The 15,055-nt window shown below is 68.7% G+C and carries 17 protein-coding genes and 1 pseudogene; 10 read left to right on the forward strand and 8 right to left on the reverse strand.

Going from position 1 to position 15,055, the window contains the following annotated elements; all coding sequences use genetic code 11:
• Positions 1–224: 224 nt before the first annotated feature.
• Genes OZ403_RS27750 through OZ403_RS27755 form a run of 3 tightly spaced genes read right to left on the reverse strand, consistent with a single transcriptional unit; the run spans position 225 to position 1,307 of the window.
• A complete protein-coding gene (locus OZ403_RS27750) occupies positions 225–800 on the reverse strand; it encodes a hypothetical protein (protein ID WP_268782191.1) in 576 nt (191 codons plus the stop codon).
• A complete protein-coding gene (locus OZ403_RS39510; RefSeq protein ID WP_328285469.1) occupies positions 778–921 on the reverse strand; it encodes a DUF4215 domain-containing protein in 144 nt (47 codons plus the stop codon). The genes OZ403_RS27750 and OZ403_RS39510 overlap by 23 nt, the downstream gene beginning before the upstream one ends.
• A gap of 14 nt (positions 922–935) precedes the next feature.
• Entirely contained in the window at positions 936–1,307 is a 372-nt protein-coding gene (locus OZ403_RS27755) for a hypothetical protein (RefSeq protein WP_268782192.1), read from the reverse strand.
• A 955-nt stretch (positions 1,308–2,262) separates the two neighbouring features.
• Between OZ403_RS27755 and OZ403_RS27760 the strand changes: the two genes are divergently transcribed.
• Both OZ403_RS27760 and OZ403_RS27765 read left to right on the forward strand, forming a co-directional pair.
• Positions 2,263–3,258, forward strand: a complete 996-nt coding sequence (locus OZ403_RS27760; RefSeq protein ID WP_328285470.1) for an MYXO-CTERM-anchored inactivated metalloprotease — start codon at positions 2,263–2,265, stop codon at positions 3,256–3,258.
• A gap of 517 nt (positions 3,259–3,775) precedes the next feature.
• Positions 3,776–4,351 (forward strand): putative immunity protein, encoded by a 576-nt coding sequence (locus OZ403_RS27765; protein ID WP_268782194.1) that lies wholly within the window; start codon positions 3,776–3,778, stop codon positions 4,349–4,351.
• 204 nt (positions 4,352–4,555) lie between these two features.
• On the opposite strand, the gene OZ403_RS27770 is transcribed toward OZ403_RS27765, so the two are convergent.
• Positions 4,556–4,783: a hypothetical protein gene (locus tag OZ403_RS27770; RefSeq protein WP_140856298.1), complete on the reverse strand. Its 228-nt coding sequence runs from the start codon at positions 4,781–4,783 to the stop codon at positions 4,556–4,558.
• A 234-nt stretch (positions 4,784–5,017) separates the two neighbouring features.
• Between OZ403_RS27770 and OZ403_RS27775 the strand changes: the two genes are divergently transcribed.
• The 3 genes from OZ403_RS27775 to OZ403_RS27785 all read left to right on the forward strand — a co-directional run bounded on the left by OZ403_RS27775 (position 5,018) and on the right by OZ403_RS27785 (position 6,874).
• The gene (locus OZ403_RS27775) at positions 5,018–5,299 is read left to right on the forward strand and encodes a DUF1684 domain-containing protein (protein ID WP_268782195.1); all 282 of its coding nucleotides are present in this window, start codon (positions 5,018–5,020) and stop codon (positions 5,297–5,299) included.
• A 70-nt stretch (positions 5,300–5,369) separates the two neighbouring features.
• Positions 5,370–6,110 (forward strand): alpha/beta hydrolase, encoded by a 741-nt coding sequence (locus OZ403_RS27780; protein WP_268782196.1) that lies wholly within the window; start codon positions 5,370–5,372, stop codon positions 6,108–6,110.
• Positions 6,107–6,874, forward strand: coding sequence for a glutathione S-transferase N-terminal domain-containing protein (locus OZ403_RS27785; protein WP_140794372.1), 768 nt, complete (start codon positions 6,107–6,109; stop codon positions 6,872–6,874). Before OZ403_RS27780 ends, OZ403_RS27785 begins: the two co-directional genes overlap by 4 nt.
• A 17-nt stretch (positions 6,875–6,891) precedes the next feature.
• Here the strand turns inward: OZ403_RS27785 and OZ403_RS27790 are convergent, their stop codons facing one another.
• Entirely contained in the window at positions 6,892–7,923 is a 1,032-nt protein-coding gene (locus tag OZ403_RS27790) for a histone deacetylase family protein (protein ID WP_140876618.1), read from the reverse strand.
• 336 nt (positions 7,924–8,259) lie between these two features.
• On the opposite strand from OZ403_RS27790, the gene OZ403_RS27795 reads away from it, so the two are divergent.
• The gene (locus tag OZ403_RS27795) at positions 8,260–8,697 is read left to right on the forward strand and encodes a YciI family protein (protein ID WP_140856303.1); all 438 of its coding nucleotides are present in this window, start codon (positions 8,260–8,262) and stop codon (positions 8,695–8,697) included.
• Here OZ403_RS27795 and OZ403_RS27800 read toward each other — a convergent pair.
• Entirely contained in the window at positions 8,628–9,560 is a 933-nt protein-coding gene (locus OZ403_RS27800; protein WP_268782197.1) for a helix-turn-helix domain-containing protein, read from the reverse strand. The two genes, OZ403_RS27795 and OZ403_RS27800, sit on opposite strands and share 70 nt — an antisense overlap.
• Positions 9,561–9,934: 374 nt before the next feature.
• On the opposite strand from OZ403_RS27800, the pseudogene OZ403_RS27805 reads away from it, so the two are divergent.
• From OZ403_RS27805 to OZ403_RS27815, 3 genes and pseudogenes are all read left to right on the forward strand, one after another.
• A pseudogene (locus tag OZ403_RS27805) lies at positions 9,935–10,204 on the forward strand (AMP-binding protein); the annotation flags it as partial.
• 26 nt (positions 10,205–10,230) lie between these two features.
• The gene (locus OZ403_RS27810; protein WP_268782198.1) at positions 10,231–11,505 is read left to right on the forward strand and encodes an AMP-binding protein; all 1,275 of its coding nucleotides are present in this window, start codon (positions 10,231–10,233) and stop codon (positions 11,503–11,505) included.
• Between the two features lie 29 nt (positions 11,506–11,534).
• Complete coding sequence (locus OZ403_RS27815) at positions 11,535–12,314, forward strand: enoyl-CoA hydratase/isomerase family protein (RefSeq protein ID WP_268782199.1); 780 nt, start codon at positions 11,535–11,537, stop codon at positions 12,312–12,314.
• A 166-nt stretch (positions 12,315–12,480) separates the two neighbouring features.
• On the opposite strand, the gene OZ403_RS27820 is transcribed toward OZ403_RS27815, so the two are convergent.
• Entirely contained in the window at positions 12,481–13,929 is a 1,449-nt protein-coding gene (locus OZ403_RS27820; protein ID WP_140856307.1) for a glycoside hydrolase family 43 protein, read from the reverse strand.
• A gap of 127 nt (positions 13,930–14,056) precedes the next feature.
• Here OZ403_RS27820 and OZ403_RS27825 point away from each other — a divergent pair, with 127 nt between their 5' ends.
• The gene (locus tag OZ403_RS27825; RefSeq protein ID WP_268782200.1) at positions 14,057–14,554 is read left to right on the forward strand and encodes a MarR family winged helix-turn-helix transcriptional regulator; all 498 of its coding nucleotides are present in this window, start codon (positions 14,057–14,059) and stop codon (positions 14,552–14,554) included.
• Positions 14,555–14,586: 32 nt separating this feature from the next.
• On the opposite strand, the gene OZ403_RS39515 is transcribed toward OZ403_RS27825, so the two are convergent.
• Positions 14,587–15,042 (reverse strand): helix-turn-helix domain-containing protein, encoded by a 456-nt coding sequence (locus OZ403_RS39515; protein ID WP_328285471.1) that lies wholly within the window; start codon positions 15,040–15,042, stop codon positions 14,587–14,589.
• Between the last annotated feature and the right edge of the window lie 13 nt (positions 15,043–15,055).

Below are 15,055 nucleotides of genomic sequence, written 5' to 3' on the forward strand. Positions count from 1 at the left end.
CCCCTTGCAGGCAACCTCGACGTCCACCCCACCCCACCGATGCCCACCCAGGACGAGGCAACGTCCAGCGCCCTCGCCCCGGCTCGGTGACAGGCACGAGAGGGGCACCGCACTCGTGACACCTGGCCCCCGAGGTCACGTCACGGAGCTGGCTCCATCACCGGGTTCCTCGCGACGACAGGCAGTGCCGCGAGGAACCAGGTCCTCTCAGCTCATGACGTCATCTACGGGCCACTGGGGTACGAGAACGACATGACGTACGACGGGTGGTCCGGGGAGCAATCGGCCCCCGTGCCCGCGCTGAAGGCGAAGCGCCAGACGACCAGGTCTGGCTGGCCGATTCGTTTCACCGTGACGGTGTATGAGACGGGATCCTGCGAGGAGGGCGGCGGAAGGTAGGCCGCGGCCTTGAAGCAGACGTCGTACTGGCCCGCCGGCGGAGGCGCACCGGCGTACCAGATGACCCGCTCGGGCCCCCACCCGGATGACGCAATCCGGTCCAGCGCTCCGTAGTCCGTCTCAACGCCGGGCCCCCGGTTGCCACCGTGGATGAACTTCCCCGTGGGCGTCCGGACGACGAGGTCCCCATCGCCCGCGCGCGCCCACGACGTGGCGATCTGCAGCTTGATTTCATCCGCCACACAAGCACTCTCCGAGCAGGCCTGCCCCACGTCACAGACGTTGCCGCAGGCGCCACAGTTGGATGCATCCGACGACACATCCACGCACTGGGAGCCACACTGCACTGTGGGAGGCTGGCAGGCGCCGGCAACGCAGTCATAGCCACCGGGCGTGTTCACGCACAGCCTCCACCTGGCAACTCACGCCGCAGCCATCCCCTGACACCAGATTGCCATCGTCACACTGTTCCTCGGCCTCCACCTGACCATTGCCACAGAAGACACCGCCGCCAAAGCCCATGTCCTCCACGGCGTCTACGCTGTACAGCGCGGCCAGTCCCCCCGCAGCCGCACGTACCGGTAGGGCGTCGCACTGCTGAAGGGCACCAGCGCGGAGTGCGTACCGATCCCCAGGTCCAGGAGGGTCGCCTGCCCCGTGCTGATGAGACTCAGGTCCTCACGAAGGAAATCCACCTGGGCAATCACCGACAACGACAGCCCCCGGAAATAGATGCGCAGAGGGCCCGTGCCCTCTTCTCCCGCGCCCATGTCCAGCAGCAGCGAGCCCCCCAGGAGGCTCAGGATGCTGGCGACATTCCCATCCGGCGCGCCCACCGCGTTGCCAGGGCTGATGACGGCGATGACACCGCTCTGGACGACCGCATCGGCGTACGGGTCAAGTGGCAACGCCCGCACCTTGTTTGAGGACGACTCAACTTCCGTCCAACCCTCCTCGGCCACGAGGGATTCCTCCTCCACTTGCGGCCCACACGCTCCCAAAACTCCAAACGCAAAGGCCACACACATCCATCGGCACATGGGGGCCACTCGACTGCCATTCATCGTCTTGCTCCATTTCACTTGGATATGGGGATGGCGGCGCGGCTTGAAGACAATCACCGCGAAGCGCCGCCAATTCCAGGTTAGGCACGAGGTTCCGGCTGGGCCGCAAACGCACGCGCGCCGATTTCGAAACACGCATGCCATTGGACAGCCGTCTCGCCAGACGACGCCGCGACGAACGCCATGAGACATCCTCCCTGGACACGAAGGCATGGACCATCGTGCCCAACCGAGGGGAGCCTCTCCATTCTCGGGAGAGAAGAAACCGAAATGTATTCCAATGCGTGGCCGACACGAGCGGCTTCGTCCGTCGAGCCGGTCCACGCATTCCTCGCGAACCTCCCACCGTCCTGCCGGTCTCCCTGTCGCTGCTCCGGCATGCGGCCCCGTGGGCACTGCTCCTCGCGAAGGAGGAGGGCTATCCGGCCGCTACCGCCCCCCTCCTCTCCGAGCGCTATGCTTTGAAGAGCGATGAAAAGCCCTTCGTGCGCGAGTTGCCCGGCGGCCCGGGCGGCGACACGCGCCCCCGCGTCGTCCAGCGGGCTCCCCCTCCCGCCGCGACAGCATCTCCACCACCCGCACCGCGACCTGCTGGTCCATGAGCGGACGCAGCCGGACTGGCAGGTCCTTCGCATCGAGCGTCACCCGTCCGCATGGCGCAGGCGCGCGTGAGTGCGCGCCCTGGGTGCCTGGGACACTCGGCGTACCTGGAAGCCGCATTCGACATCAACCGGAACATCTGTTCGACCTGCGCCGGAACTCGCGGCGTGTCACCCGCACCGTCTATGATTATCCGGACATGCCCCCTTCCAGAGTCTTTCTTCTCATTCCTCTCGTCATCCTCTTTGGTGTGCCCAGCGCGCAGGCACAGCCATACGAACGCACACGATACGGAGGGCTGGAGTTGTGCCGCGGTAACAGGACCGTGACCTATGCGATGACCACCTCGGGTGGCCACCCGACCGCTGAAGAGAGGGCCGCGGTCACCGCCGCGTTCAACACCTGGAACCAGACCGTGGCCAGCTGCTCGGACCTGGTGTTCACGCCCGGCGAGGATGTGCCCCATCCCGCACCGCAACCTCTCGACGGGAAGATGCTGGTGACCTTCCGCCAGGTGAACTGCCCGGACATCGTCCCTGATGACGATGCCTGCTGGCAGAATGAATCCTGTGCCGACAAGTATGACTGTTGGCCCTTCGCGCCGGAGGATGTCGTCGATGAGACGAGCTATTTCCGGCTGTCCACCGGTGAGATTCTCGGCACCGCCATCAGCCTCAACAATAGCAATGGCATGCTCACCACGCTGGACGGTCCCCCCTGCGACGAGGGAGTCATCGAGCCCGGCTGCGTCATCGGAGACGTCCAGAGCCTGGTGACGCGCTCCATCGGCGAGGGGCTGGGGTTCGCCCTGCTGACACGCACCGATTCCACGATGTCTCGCTTCCTGCCATGGGGCGATACGCAGAAGCGCATCATCGACCCTGGCACGCTCCAGGGCATCTGCGAGACCTACCCTCGCGGGCTGCCAACACCCGGGTGCATCATCTCAACGGATGGCGGCGTCCCGGACGCTGGTGACGGCGTCCCGGACGCTGGTGACGGCATCCCTGATGGTGGTGACGGCGTCCCTGACGGCGATGGCGGCGCTCCGTCAAAGTCTGGCTGCACCACCACCTCCTCGGTGCCACTCCTCGGAGCGCTCATGCTCCTGCTGGGGGCTGGACGCACTCGCCAGCTCTCACGGGGCAGAACTCGCGGATGGCATGACCTGCCTCGAACACACATCCGCAGGTAACAAGAAAAACGAGGTGACCACTGGAACATCGGCTGGGGCGCGGCCCCGACTCAGCCGGAGGCCACCAACGTTTATCGCTGGCTGCTCTCGCACCGGCGCACCAGCACGTCGCCCACCACGCCCCGCACGCTCACGCCAAGGATGACCACCGTCACCAAGCGCTGGGAGGTCAGGCCGCACTGCGCTCCGCCTGGGTCGACTGCTCGAAACAGGCCCGCCGTCCCCTGCGCCAGATCGGCTCGTCGAATCGTAACACGTCCTCCTGTCCCCTGCGGCTGCGAGTGCGCAAGGGGTTAGGGGAGCTGATTTCAGACATCGACACGCCGGCGGGCTTGGGGCCCCTACCATACCTGACGCAGGCGAACACGTTCACCGCGAGTGTCCTGATTGAGCAGCCCGCCCAGTCCACTCATGGCCCCTCGCATTCCTCGGCTCCTGCCTCGCCGCGCCCTGCGGCGCCGTGCTCGCCTCCGGCGCTCCGGCCTGGGGGAGCACAGCGCGTCACGAGGTCCCCGTCGTGCCGCCCATCGCCGATCCCATCGCGCGGCTGAGGAGGCTGGGCGAGAATCTGTCCATGCCGATCCTGCCGAAAGAGCGAGACCCCAGGTTGATCACGATTCGTCGTGGCGGGAGATTGACCGACGAGGACCACCACCTGCTCGCGGAGTGGGCCGCCCTCTGCGCGGACCACGTCCTGCCCTTCTTCGAGAGCACGTGCCCCGAGGACGCGCGCCCCCGTGACGCCATCGCCGTGGGACGGGCGTGGATCAGGGGCGAGGTGCGGATGCGTGACGCCCACCAAACCGCGTTCGTGGCCAACGCCGCGGCTCGTGGGTTGCCTGACCCAGCCAGGTTCGCTGCGCTCGCGGCAGGCCAGGCGGTGGCCGTCGCCCACGTCGCTGCGCACTACTTGGGCGCGGCGGCGTACGCCATCCGGGCCGCCGCCGCGGCGGCATCCGAGGGTGACGCGGAAGGGGCCCGGATGCAGGAGCTCGGATGGCAGCGGAAACGAATCCCCGCTCCCCTCCGTGAGCTGGTCCTCGAAGACCAGCGGGCGCGGAACGACATCTGCTGGGGCGTCTTCACCGGGTGACGTTGGAGGACGAGGGGCCCGGCCCGGCGGCGGCACCCGCTTCGACGCGCGCCTCCGCCGACTGACGCCGCCGCGCGGCGCAAAGTATTGCATGCCTTCGTGCCCATGCCTGACGCAGGCGCGGATGTCTGGGATTGAAATGGACCTGCCCCGCCCTGGACGTATGCCTTTCCTGGCATCCAGGTTCGCCCGCCCCGCCCCGCGCTAGGAAGGATTCGGATCGCTGCTCCCGGCGGGCCGGGCCGGGCGTCGCGACGCGCGCGCCTTGTCCAGCGCCCGTTTCGCCAGCATCAGGAGACCGAGCCCCATGCCGGCCTGCACCAAGAGGGGGCCGCTGCCGCCGCCGAACACGAGCCGCTCAAGCACGCGCAGCACAGAGAGGGTTCCCAGCGCGCCGAGCAGAGTGACCAGCAGGTACCAGAAGATCGCCATTCGCCAACGATAGTGCGGCGAACGGAGGCAGCGCCAGAAGGAGTCCACGAGGAGCATAAGGAAGAAGGCCGCTGACGGGGCCTCCGAGCTGAGTGCCAGGCCCGTTGGCGATGGCTTGCGCCTCAAACACCACCCGTCCTGCGGTGGCCCTCGCGCCGGGGCCAGCCTTGCACTCGCAGTGGGCAGTCCCAAGCCCCCCTGGGGCAGCTTCCGCGGCGTGGGCGCCGAGGCACGGTGCAGCAGTTGCCCTCGCCGGGCGTGGCCGTCTTCCGCCTGGGCGGGCGCGAGCACCGGCTCGCGGCGATGCAGGAGGCGGGCACGGACGCGCTCTTCTTCCTATTCACCGACGAGACCAACCGCGACGAGACCTACGGCGCGGGGCGCGAGCTCGAAGCCGAGGCGCCCGTGGGGGACAAGGTGGTGCGGGACTTCAACCGGGCCGACAGCCCCACTTGTGCCATCTCCGCCTACAGTCTGTACTTGCTGCTACCGCGCCAGAACCGACTTCCCTTGTGAGTGCAGGCGGGCGAGAAATGCCCGCAAAGTCATTGAGCGCTGCGTCTCCCCTTCCGCTGTCGGAGGTCTGATGATGAAGCCCCTGTACCTCGCCGTGCTCCGGATGCTGCCTGCGCTCTGTCTCGCGTGTGCCCACCCGCCCCAGGCGCCCCGCGAGGCGCCGGTTGCCGCGCCCTCGCTCACCTACGAGACGTACACTGTCGGAGCAGGCGAGCCCGAGGCGATGCTCGTCGCGCTGCACTACTCCGGGTCCACGCCCGGGTTCTGGAGGCCGCTGCTCGAGGACTGGCACACCCCCACCCGCGTCGTGCTGCCACGCGGCCCGCACCCGCGCAGGGAGGGCTTCACCTGGTTCGCCGCCGGCCACGAGCAGAAGGTGACCGCGGAGAAGACCGCCGACGTGGAGCAGATGGCCGCGCGGCTCGCAGAGCTCATCCGCGAGCTGCGCGCCACACACCCCCACATCCGCCGCGTCGCCGTGACGGGCTTCTCCTACGGCGGAGACCTCGCATGGGTGCTCGCGCTGCGCCACCCGGAGCAGGTGGATGTCACGGTACCCATGGGCTCGCGCCTGCTCGGAGACCCCACGCCCGGTACACCGGCCGCGCGGCGCGTATGGGTGCTGCAGGGCGAAGTCGACCCCATCATCACTGCCCCTCAGACCGCGGCGCGCGTGGATGTCCTGAGGGCAGCCGGTGTCCCCATCGACGTGAAGGTCTACCCCGGCCTCGGCCACGACTTCTCACCGCAGCTCATCGAAGACTGGCGCACCTTCCTGCAGCAGCAGCTGCGCACGGAGGCGTCGCGATGACGTGGACCCTGATTGGCGAGGCCTTCTCTCCCTGGTCCGAGAAGGCCCGCTGGGCGCTGGACCACCACCGCCTCGCGTATGCGTACCGCGAGCACTACCCGCTCATCGGCGAGCTCTCGCTGCGGCTGCGGGCGCGGCGGCTGAAGGGCCGCGTGAGCACGCCCATGCTGCTCACCCCCGAGGGGCCGCTCATCGACTCCTTCCGCATCGCCCGCTACGCGGACGCGCACGGCAGCGCGCCCACGCTCTTTCCGGCCGAGCATGCCGAGGAGATCGCCGCCTGGAACGCCCGCAGCGAGGCCGCGCTCGGCGCGGCGCGGGTGCGCTACCTCGACCGGCTCGCGAACGACCGCGCCGCGAAGCTGGAGCAGCAGCCGCCCGCCTTCCCTGGTTTCGTGCGCCAACTCTCGGTGCCCGCGGTGGACCTCGCCATGGCCTTCCTGCGCAGGAAGTACGGGATGCCGGACAGCACGGCGGCGGAGGCCACGCTGGTGCTCGAGTTGGAGGCGCTGCAGCGTGCGCTCGCGGGCGGCAAGCGCCACCTCGTCGCGGACCGCCTCACCTACGCGGACCTCGCGATGGCGGTGACGCTGCAGTTCGTGTCACCCGTGGACGGCGGGCACATCGCGCTAGGCCCCGCCACTCGCGCGGCGGGCGTCCACCCGCAGCTGTGCGCGCGATATCCGGACGTCGTCGCCTGGCGCGACGCGCTCTACGCGCGACACCGGCGCAGCGAGCAGCCCGCCGAGCCCGTCCGGGCGTAGCGCGCCTGCGCCCACCTTCAGCGTCCGGCGTCGAAGCCCTCGAGCACACCGGCCACGTTGAGGCCGAGGTCCTCCACGGCGTAGCCGCCCTCCTGCACGAACACCGTGGGCAGTCGCAGCTGCGCGAGGCGCCGGCCCATGAGGGGGAAGTGCTCGCGCTCGAGCGCGAAGGCGCTGATGGGGTCTCCCACGTAGGTGTCCACGCCCAGCGACACCACCAGCGCATCCGGGCCGAAGCGGGCCACGGCGTCCAGCGCGGAGTCGAGCGCGGTGCTGTACTGCGCCCAGGTGGTGCCGCGCGGCAGCGGGAAGTTGCGGGTGAAGCCCTCGCCGGCGCCGGCCCCGCGCTCGTCGGCATAGCCGAGGAAGTAGGGGTACTCCGTCTCTGGCGTGCCGTGCAGTGAGACGAAGAGCACGTCGGCGCGCTCCCAGAAGATGTCCTGGGTGCCGTTGCCGTGGTGGTAGTCCACGTCCAGCACCGCCACGCGCGCGCAGCCGCGCTCGCGCAGGTGCTGCGCCGCCAGCGCCGCGTTGTTGAGAAAGCAGTAGCCGCCGTAGGTGGAGTGGCCCGCGTGGTGCCCCGGAGGTCGGCACAGCGCGTAGGCGCTGCGCTCACCCTCCGCCACCCAGGCCGCAGCCGTCAGCGCGCACTGCGCGGCGGCGAAGGCGGCGTCCCAGGTGCCCTGGACGATGGGCGTTCCGGCGTCGAAGGCGTAGTAGCCCATCTGTCCGTTGATGCCGGAGGGGAGGTGGTCGCGGCGCATGCCCCGCGCCGGAAAGCCGCTCGGCAGCATGAAGCCCTGCTTGCCGATGGCCCGCCACTGCGCGTGCGCGGTGCGCAGGAACTCCACGAAGCCGGCGTCGTGCACGCCCCGCAGCGACTCCAGTCCGAAGGCCCGTGGCTCGCTCACCTCCAGGCCGGCCTGCCTCACCGCTTGCAGGATGAAGTCCGCGCGCGCGGGCATCTCGAAGCAGGGCACCAGCTCACCGCGGTGCAGCTCCATGCCGCCGTCGTGGAGGGCGTGCTGCGGGGAATGAACGACTCGCATCGGGAGGGCTCCAGGTTGCACGTGTGCCGTGCCGGCACACGACGTTACAAGACCATCGTCACGATCGTGTGACGCACTCATCCACCGTGGGTGTGGAAGCTGGCCCAGAAGAAGGCGACGACGTGTAGCAGCAGCGAGTTCCTGGGTTTCATTGGCCTGCACCGCCGCGCATGCCCCATCGCCTACTGCGTCGCGTACCTCGGCTGCGAGCGCGTGCAGTGCGGCGTCAACGAGGCCAACGCGCGCAACCGGCGCATGTTCGAGAAGCCGGAAAGTGGCGCCGCGTCAGCCGCTGCCTCTAGGGTTCCGCGCACCTGCTTCCCGAGGACCTCCGCCATGACGATCACGACCGCCCTGCTCCTGCTCACCCTCGGCGCCGCGCCGGCCCAGCCCGCCGCGAAGAAGTTCGAGTTCGACAAGCACTACCTCGTCCTACTCGAGCGCGTGCCTGGCGCCAAGAAGCTGCCGGAGGCCGCGCTGGCGCAGCTGCAGAAGGAGCACCTCGCGCACCTCACTCGCATGGGGGAGAGCGGCAAGATGGTGCTCGCGGGCCCCTTCGACGAGCAGGACGACGTGGGCATGCGCGGCGCGTGCATCTACCGCACCGCCACCAAGGCGGAGGCGAAGCAGCTCGCCGAGCAGGACCCGATGGTGAAGGCGGGCCGGCTGCAGGTGCGGGTCATGGCCTGGTACACGGAGAAGGGCTACCTGGCGTTCCCCCTGGCCCCGCCCGTCGAGGATGCCAAGGACGCGGCGAAGGACGCGGGCAAGTAGCCCCCAGGCAGGCGGGCCACCGCAGCCCCGCCGCTCCGAATGCTCGAGATCGACCCGTCGGTGGTGACAAGGAGCTCGCGGGCGCGCTCCAGGCGACGATCCCGCAGCCAAGCGTGGGGAGCGAGGCCGAAGGTCGCCCGGAAAGTGCGTGAGAAATGATGCTCGCCCAGGCGAACCAGCGCCGCGAGGTGCTCGACGCGCACCGGCTGGTCGAGCCGCGTCTCGACGTAGTCCAGCAGCGCCCGCCGCTCCTCGGGGCTGAAGGTGCGATCGTGGCCGGTGCGCTCGACGTCGACGTAGTTGCGCAACAGGTGAAGCGCGATGCGCTCGCCGACCGCCCGGGCACCCCGCTGCGCCCCGAGCAGATCTGGCGTGGCGACCTCGCGGTGTAGATCGCACCCCAGCTGGACGAGCGACGGATCGGGCGCATACGGGGTGGCCCGCGGGCGCAGACGCACCAGGCCCCCCATCGACTCACGGACCGCCTCGTCGAGGTAGGCGGGATGCACCGCGATGTTGAGCACCTCGACCGCCCCCGACCAGCTCCAGCGCAGCGAGATTGCCATCGGATTGACCAGCACGTCGCCGGGGCCGAGGTCCATCACCTCAACCGAGCCGTTCATGCTCCGGCGGATCGACGCGCGCCCGCCCAGGCAGAGGAGGACGTGGAAGGTGTCGAGGGTCACCCCGGTCAGCTGGTGGTGGGCGTCGAACCGAAAGCCGTGCACGCCGATCTGCTTCGCGGTCGCGGAGGTGCCCTCGAGCCACGCCGAGTAGTTGGCCGTGGTCCGCACCAGGTCGTCGAGGCGGACCCTCGTGTGTGCTGCGGGGGCCATGACACCAAGGCTGGCGTCGAATCTCACCTCTGGAAACCGCAACCGTTCACCGGTTGGTGCCTGCTTGGAGGGACTGCCGGGCAGCGGACGATGGGCGTGACGGTGGTGGCTGTGGCGTGACCGCGAGTAGCGAAGTTGGAGGCGCGCCTGAACGGTGACCAGGGACCTTCGCGCCGACGACGGCCGATCCGCACACACCTCCGCGAGCGCGTAGCGCTGCCGCGGCGCGTCGTCCGAATCGTTCCATCGGCACCTCCGAGGCATTCAAGACCACCTCAAGGTGCACCAGTACGGTGCTGAGTCGATTGGCAGCTGCCCCCGCTCCCCACCGCAAGCACATGGCATCCATCTACGACCTCGGCCTCGATAAGAACGACGCGAACTTCGTCCAGCTGACGCCGATGACGTTTCTGGCGCGCGCGGCAGCGGTGCACCCCGAGCGAGTCGCGATCGTTCACGGCGCGTTGCGGCAGACCTGGCGCGAGACGGACGCGCGCTGTCGGCGGCTGGCGAGCGCGCTGCAGAAGCGGGGCATCGGCCGGGGCGACACCGTGGCGGTGCTCATGCCCAACGTGCCGGCGCTCATCGAGGCGCACTTCGGGGTGCCGATGAGCGGCGCGGTGCTGAACGCCCTCAACACCCGGTTCGACGCCCAGAGCATTGCCTTCATGCTGGCGCACGGCGAGGCCAAGGCGCTGTGCTCGTCGACCGCGAGCTTGCCGCAGTGGCGAGCGCGGCCGTCGACCGCCTCGGACGCGACATCCTCGTCGTCGACGTCGACGCCCCCGAGCTCGACCTGCCGCCTGCGCCGGGGGTCGGATACGAGGCCTTGCTCGCCGAGGGCGATTCTTCGTTCGTCTATGCCGGCCCCGACGACGAGTGGGACGCCATCTGCCTCAACTACACCTCGGGCACGACCGGCGATCCGAAGGGCGTCGTCTACCACCACCGGGGCGCGTTCCTGAACGCCACCTCCAACATCCTCGAGTGGGACCTGCCCAAGCACCCGGTCTACTTGTGGACGCTGCCACTCTTCCACTGCAACGGGTGGTGCTTCGCGTGGACCATCGCCGCCCGCGCAGGGACGAACGTGTGTCTGCGCAAGGTCGATGCGACGACGTGTTTCGACCTCATCCGTGAGCACCGCGTCACCCACTACTGCGGCGCGCCCATTGTGCACTCCATGCTCATCGCCGCCGCCGCCCACGGACAGGGCATCGCCCACCGGGTGTCGGCCATGGTCGCCGGCGCCGCGCCGCCGGCCGCGATGATCGAGGCAATGGAGCACCTCGGCATCGACCTCACCCACGTCTACGGACTCACCGAGGTCTACGGTCCGGCGGCGGTCTGCGAGAAGCCCGAGAGCTGGAGCGCCCTGCCAATCTCCGAGCGGGCGCACCTCAATGCCCGGCAGGGCGCGCGTTACCACCTCCAGGAGGCCATCACCGTGCTCGACCCAGCCACGATGCAGCCGGTGCCCGCTGACGGCGAGACCATGGGCGAGGTGATGTTCCGCGGAAACATCACCATGAAAGGCTACCTCAAGAACCCCACGGCCACCGGCGCGGCGTTCGCCGGCGGCTGGTTCCACACCGGCGACCTCGGCGTGCTGTCGCCAGATGGGTATGTGAAGCTCAAGGACCGGAGCAAGGACATCATCATCTCCGGCGGCGAGAACATCTCGAGCCTCGAGGTCGAGGACGTTCTCTACCGGCACCCCGCGGTCGTGGGAGCCGCGGTCGTCGCGCAGCCCGACCCGAGGTGGGGCGAGACGCCGTGCGCGTTCATCGAGCTCCACCCCGGGGCCCAAGCCACCGCCGAGGACATCATCGCCTTCTGCAAGGAACGGCTCTCCGGCTTCAAGGTGCCGCGCGCGGTCGTCTTCGGCCCGCTGCCCCGGACCTCGACCGGGAAGATCCAGAAGTTCGAGCTGCGCGCCCGCGCCGGTTCGTCACGCGCCATCGACGGCTGAAGCCAGCACACCCCAAGGAGGAGCACCGCATGTCGGAATTTGGCCTTATCGAAATCACCGAGAAGGACGATGTCTTCACCATTGAGATCGGGGGCCTCAACGGAGAGACCCACGCCGGCCTCGCCCGCGTCTTCCGCCGGGCGCACGAGTCTGACGCCCGGGTCGTGGTCGTGACCGGCAAGAACAAGTCCTTCCTCGCGCCCGAGAAGTACGAGTTCGAGTGGGTGAAGAAGCTCGGCATCTACAATGACATGCTGAAAATCTTCAAGGAGGCCGAGGACATCATCCGCGACCAGATCAGCTGCGAGAAGGTGACCATCGCCAAGGTGTACGCGCCGGGTGCGCACAGCATGGGCGCGTCCATCGCGCTGGCCTGTGACTTCGTCTACGCGAGCGAGGACTCCACCTTCAGCGACCCGCACCTCTCCGGCTTCGGCGTGCCTCCGGGCGACGGCGGCGCGCTGCTGTGGCCGACCCGGATTGGCCTGAGCCGGGCGCGCGAGTTCCTGATGACCGACCGTGCCTGTACGGCGAAGGAGGCCTACGAGATTGGCCTCATCAACAAGGTCGCCCCCGCGGACCAGCTCGACGCCGAGGTCGACGCGCTGATCAAGAAGCTCCTCTCGTACGATCCGATCGGCCTGAAGATGACGAAGAAGTGGCTCAACCAGTACCTGCAGCAGAACATGAACATCGTGGGCATGGGCTCGCTCTTCGCCGAGGGCATGGTGCTCGCGAGCGGCAACTTCGCGCAGAAGACCGAGGCCTACGGCAAGCAGCTCGAGTCCGAGGGCAAGCGCAAGGGCTGAGCGCCCACTGTGCCTACCCCGACTTCGGTCGCTGCGTCATATGTGATTCAAGGCGAGTGAGCGAAGCGCGCACGAGGGCATCCAAACAGCCATCCCCCGCCGCCGCGTACCTCCGCGCCGTGGCACATGAGGCCGCGGCGCGGAGGCAGTCGTCACAGCGAAACCGCTACGGCATGGGCCGCGAGCCCGCGGACGGCGCGGACGGAACCGCGGGCCAGCCATTGAGCCACGTGATTGCATCCACGAGCATCACCCGCGCTGTGTGGGCGCTGTTCCACGCGTGGTAGACCATGTACATGTCTCCGTCCGGCCCGGTGACGACGGAGTTGTGTCCCGGCCCCGTCCAGCCGCCACCCGTCTTGAGAATCGGCGAGCCCAGCTTGGTGTACGGGCCCAGCGGACTCGTCGCCCGCGCGACGCCCACGGCGTAGGTGCTGTTGTAGTACGCATTGCCACTGTAGAAGAGGTAGTAGTAGCCGCCCCGAGCGACGACCCACGGCGCCTCGACGACGCCGCCCTCCCACGAGAGGTTGTTGCGGATGAGCGTCTGGCGCGTGCCCACCAGCGACAGTCCATCTGCCGACAGCGCCTGCCCGTAGATGGGCGTCGGCTGCCCCACCGCGTTGCCGTCCGCCTTCCACACCAGGTATGGCGCCCCGGTGGTGCTCGTGAAGAAGGTGGCGTCAATCATCCCCATCGCCGTGTCATGCACGAGCGGCCGGCCAATGTCCGTGAAGGGCCCGAGCGCGCTCGCCGACGTCGCCGCGCCGATGGACAGCTTCCCGTTCGAGTGCCGCGCGGTGAAGTAAGCGATGTAGCGCGTCCCCAGCTTGTGGATTTCCGGCGCCCAGAAGTCTCCCGTTGCCCAAGTGGGCTTCGACGCCGACGGGAAGATGGAGCCCGCGCTCGTCCACGTCACCAGGTCCGTCGACGTGCGCAGGGCGAACGCATTCGCCGCGCCGCCGGACGTACACGCGGCGACGTACCGCGTCCCATCATGGATGACGCCCGGGTCCGCGCAGTCCACGGGGACCACCGGGTTCCGGTACAGCCCACCGCACCCCGTGTAGCGGAAGGACATGCCGCACGCGCCCGTGCCGTTGAAGTACGGCCTCCACCCGTTGGAGAGCGCAGCGTACGAGTTGCTGCCCTCGTTCGTGCAGGTCCGGTCCCAGAACACACGCCCACTCACGTCGTCGTACTGCGCGGGGTGTCCCGACGGGTGCAGCCACGACGCGGCATAGGTGACGCGCGTCGAGCACGCGGCGGCCCCAGCACAGTCCGTGTCGAGCGCCATGACACACGCGTTGTTGCCGGTGAAGTACGGCCGCCAGCCGTTCGAGAGCACCGCATACGAGTTGCTGCCCTCGTTGATGCAGGTGCCATCCCACGTCACCAAATCACTCGCGATGTCGTACTGCGCGGTATGCCCCGAGGGGCGAATCCACCTCTCGCCGTAGGTGATGCGCGTGCTGCACGCGAGCGGTGCGCCGGCGGTGCCGACCGGAGCCTCCTCCGCGAGCGAGGCGTCGATGCGCTCGTCGCCACAACCGGATGCGAAGGCAGGGACGGCGCACACCACCGTGAGCGCCAGGATGCGAGGGAACTTCCTCATGGAACCACCTCCAGATGGAGGGGGCGAGCTAGCACGAAATTCAAGAAATATCAGCTATTCGTGCTTTAGCGGCCAAGCCAATGGCCTCCAGCTGACGAAATACAACAGCACTTATACATCCGCTCGTATGGGCATCGGAACACCCACGCTTGGCCCCCTGCTGCGCAACCTCATCGAGCAGCTCGACGGCGCCGTCGAGCAGGCCTACCAGCGCTCGGGCGTGGACTGCCGCCCGCGCTACACGCCCATCGTCCGGACGATGATGGCGCAGGGCCCGGTCTCCATCCGCGCCATTGCCCAGCAGGCGGATGTCAGCCACTCCGCTGTCAGTCAGACGGTGTCGCAGATGGTCAACGCGGGACTGGTGGAGCTCCAGCCCGGCGCCGACGCTCGCGAGCGCATCGTCGCGCTGACACCTCGAGCCCGGACCATGCGCCCCGCCCTGGAGCGCCAGTGGGCGGCGACCAACGCGGCGGCGGACCAGCTCGACAAGGAGCTCTCCGCGCCGCTGTCCCGCATCCTCGTCGAGGCGCTGCAAGCGCTGGAGCGCGAGTCCTTCGACGCGCGGCTGGAGAAGGCCGCCGCGAAGCTGAAGCCGCCACGCAAGGGCAAGGCCCGCGAGTAGGCGCGGCACCTCTACGCCCATCTGCACCGCCGTCACATGCGCACGCTTCGCATGACAGGAGGGGAACCCCCTCGCCCCTTGCACGAGAAGGCGACGAGAACCGGACCCTCCGCCGGTACGCCCACCCGCGCTCCTCCACCTGCCCCTCCCCAGCCACACCTCGCCTCCAGCGACGCGATTAGGATCCGACTGGGCCGCCCGACGCACACCCGCTCCAATTCCCCACGTTCCAGGAGCGCGTAGAGGGTGGCCCGGCAGACGGCCAGTTCCTCCGCCACCTCGTGCACCGTGAGCGTCCGCGACACCACCGGCGCACCACGCCCAATCGAAGCCGTGGAAACGGTGCCAACCTGCAAAGCCCCTGCGCACTGGGAACCCCAATCCTTTCCGAGGGTTGCGAGCCGCTGACAGGTGCTGCGAGCCCCTGCCAACCAGCCCCACACTGGCTCATGACCGCTCGGTCCCTGGTTCGCCCCAGGAAGGCCCACTTCCCACAATGCC

The sequence above is a fragment of the Myxococcus sp. NMCA1 genome (assembly GCF_026810205.1).
Taxonomy (GTDB): Bacteria; Myxococcota; Myxococcia; order Myxococcales; family Myxococcaceae; genus Myxococcus; species Myxococcus xanthus_A.

Excerpts from the sequence above, each read along its gene's own strand:
- OZ403_RS27795 (WP_140856303.1), top strand. The coding sequence starts at position 8,260 with ATGACGATCACGACCGCCCTGCTCCTGCTCACCCTCGGCGCCGCGCCG.
- OZ403_RS27790 (WP_140876618.1), bottom strand. The coding sequence starts at position 7,923 with ATGCGAGTCGTTCATTCCCCGCAGCACGCCCTCCACGACGGCGGCATG.
- OZ403_RS27785 (WP_140794372.1), top strand. The coding sequence starts at position 6,107 with ATGACGTGGACCCTGATTGGCGAGGCCTTCTCTCCCTGGTCCGAGAAG.
- OZ403_RS27825 (WP_268782200.1), top strand. The coding sequence starts at position 14,057 with ATGGGCATCGGAACACCCACGCTTGGCCCCCTGCTGCGCAACCTCATC.
- OZ403_RS39510 (WP_328285469.1), bottom strand. The coding sequence starts at position 921 with ATGGGCTTTGGCGGCGGTGTCTTCTGTGGCAATGGTCAGGTGGAGGCC.
- OZ403_RS27770 (WP_140856298.1), bottom strand. The coding sequence starts at position 4,783 with ATGGCGATCTTCTGGTACCTGCTGGTCACTCTGCTCGGCGCGCTGGGA.
- OZ403_RS27815 (WP_268782199.1), top strand. The coding sequence starts at position 11,535 with ATGTCGGAATTTGGCCTTATCGAAATCACCGAGAAGGACGATGTCTTC.
- OZ403_RS27760 (WP_328285470.1), top strand. The coding sequence starts at position 2,263 with ATGCCCCCTTCCAGAGTCTTTCTTCTCATTCCTCTCGTCATCCTCTTT.
- OZ403_RS27780 (WP_268782196.1), top strand. The coding sequence starts at position 5,370 with ATGATGAAGCCCCTGTACCTCGCCGTGCTCCGGATGCTGCCTGCGCTC.
- OZ403_RS27820 (WP_140856307.1), bottom strand. The coding sequence starts at position 13,929 with ATGAGGAAGTTCCCTCGCATCCTGGCGCTCACGGTGGTGTGCGCCGTC.